This window comes from Acidaminococcus hominis (genome assembly GCF_900291475.1).
GTDB classification, from domain to species: Bacteria; Bacillota; Negativicutes; order Acidaminococcales; family Acidaminococcaceae; genus Acidaminococcus; species Acidaminococcus hominis.
Genome location: NZ_OLMM01000018.1, coordinates 1 through 2,021 on the forward strand (window position 1 = coordinate 1; position 2,021 = coordinate 2,021).

The following is a 2,021-nucleotide window of genomic DNA, read 5'->3' on the forward strand; positions in this document are numbered from 1 at the left end:
TGACGGGTGCTGACCTCCAGGCCAAACTGGGCGGTGTGCCCGTGCCTATGAACCGGGCCATTTATGTAAAAGAAGACAGCACCCTGCTTTTTGGCATGGCAAAAACGGGAACCCGTGGTTATCTTACTGTAGCTGGGGGCTTTGACGTGCCCCTGGTTATGGGCAGCAAAAGCACCTACCTGCGGGCCAAACTGGGCGGAGTCGGAGGCGCACCCTTAAAGGACGGAGAAGAGCTAACGGTGGGAGCGCTGACGGAAAGCCAAAAAGCCTTTGCCGCAGAGCTTTCCAAACAGGGAGGCAAGGCCTTCTCCAGTATGGGCTGGTCCCTCCCTAATGGAGGCGTGTTGAAACCTGGCCCCATTCGGGTAGCGGAAGGGCTTCAGTATGACTGGTTTACAGAAGAGAGTTACCATATCTTTTTTGGCCGGCCCTACACCATTACGCCCCAATCGGACCGGATGGGGTACCGGCTGTCCGGGGAAGAGCCTCTTACCTACAAGGAAAAGGGCAAGTCTCTGATTTCTGAACCAGTAACCTCTGGCTCCATCCAGGTGCCGGCGGACGGAAATCCCATCATCTTAATGGCGGACCGGCAGACCACCGGGGGCTATCCGAAAATTGGCCAGGTGGTTCAGGCAGATCTGCCCCGGCTGGCCCAACTGCGTCCGGGAGAAAAAATCCGCTTTAAATTGGTGACGCTGACAGAAGCGGAAGAAGCGTTGGCCAAGCAGCGGGAATTTCTAAAAGAAGCGGCACTGATGACCTATCGTAAAGAAAACGCCTTACAAAATGTATAAAAATACCCCCAAGGACTGGTTAGCTAACCAGTCCTTGGGGGTATTTCTTTTTTGGCGTTATTCCAAGCTGCTTTCCTGAGCGGTAGTATCAGCAGAAACTTCCTGTCTCCGTTCGGCTACCAGTTTCCGGAAGAAGAACCGGACCAGGGGGCCAACTAGCAGAAGCTGAAAGGAAATGGCTGCCAGGTAATTCCGGCCATACGCCGGAATGATTACGGCTGGATCAGAAATCTGAAACAGCAGCAGGTGGATTAGGGTGGTCATCAGGGGAACCATCACCAGGGGCGTAAAAATCCCCATGCCAATGGGAAAGTACTTTTGCTTCCAGGGCCAGAACCGCAGGGTCAGGCGGTGGGAAATGGGCGTACCGATGAAATAGGCCACCGGCAGGGCCAGCCAGTATTCCCGGGACAGGTTGTGCAGAGCCAAGGCCACCCAATTACCGGAAAAGCCGACAAACCAGACGGAATTGTAGCAGGACATGCAAAGCACCATGCCAAAAGCCATCATACAGGTAAAAATAATTTCTTCTTTGCGAGATTGGGGCATACCAGATCACTCCTTGAAAACAAATAAAAAAAGAGCATCCTCAGCAATCGGATTTACATCACTGAGAATACTCATTGCATGAATAAGTATACCACAAAGAAGAATAAAATGTAAGGAAAATGTAACTCACGAAACGATTTATGATAATGTATACAGTATAATGTGAAAAATATGTGAAGTGAAATGAATCGAACGATATATGCCGTATAATGTTTAACGTTCGTAGAAGTTTTATTGTTTGTAGAGTTGGCTGCATGCAAAAATTGAGTTAGGGGGAATCTGGAATGAAAATCGATTTGAATTCTGACTTGGGTGAAAGCTTTGGTGCCTACAAGATTGGCTTGGATGAAGAGGTGCTGCCTTTGGTTACGTCCGCCAATATTGCCTGCGGCTTCCATGCCAGTGATCCGTCCGTGATGAAAAAGACCGTGGACCTGGCTGTGAAAAGCGGCGTGGCTCTGGGAGCCCATCCTGGGTATCCGGACCTGGTAGGCTTTGGCCGCCGGAAAATGGCTGTGTCTCCGGCTGATGTGTACGCTATGGTAGTATATCAGGTAGGGGCTTTGTCCGCTTTTGCCAAGACCCATGGCACCAAACTGCAGCATGTAAAGCCCCATGGGGCCATGTACAATATGGCTGCCAAGGATCCCAAACTGGCAGAAGCCATTGCCCAAG

The 2,021-nt window shown here is 50.9% G+C and carries 3 protein-coding genes; 2 read left to right on the plus strand and 1 reads right to left on the minus strand.

Going from position 1 to position 2,021, the window contains the following annotated elements:
- Window positions 1-797: 5-oxoprolinase subunit C family protein (locus tag C7E10_RS11880; RefSeq protein ID WP_105327529.1), on the plus strand; the 797-nt coding region annotated here is incomplete at its 5' end.
- Window positions 798-854: 57 nt separating this feature from the next.
- Here the strand turns inward: C7E10_RS11880 and C7E10_RS11885 are convergent.
- The gene (locus C7E10_RS11885) at window positions 855-1,346 is read right to left on the minus strand and encodes a DUF2798 domain-containing protein (RefSeq protein WP_105327530.1); all 492 of its coding nucleotides are present in this window, start codon (window positions 1,344-1,346) and stop codon (window positions 855-857) included.
- Between the two features lie 284 nt (window positions 1,347-1,630).
- On the opposite strand from C7E10_RS11885, the gene pxpA reads away from it, so the two are divergent.
- The coding region (pxpA, locus tag C7E10_RS11890) for a 5-oxoprolinase subunit PpxA (protein WP_146109072.1) at window positions 1,631-2,021 on the plus strand (391 nt) is incomplete at its 3' end.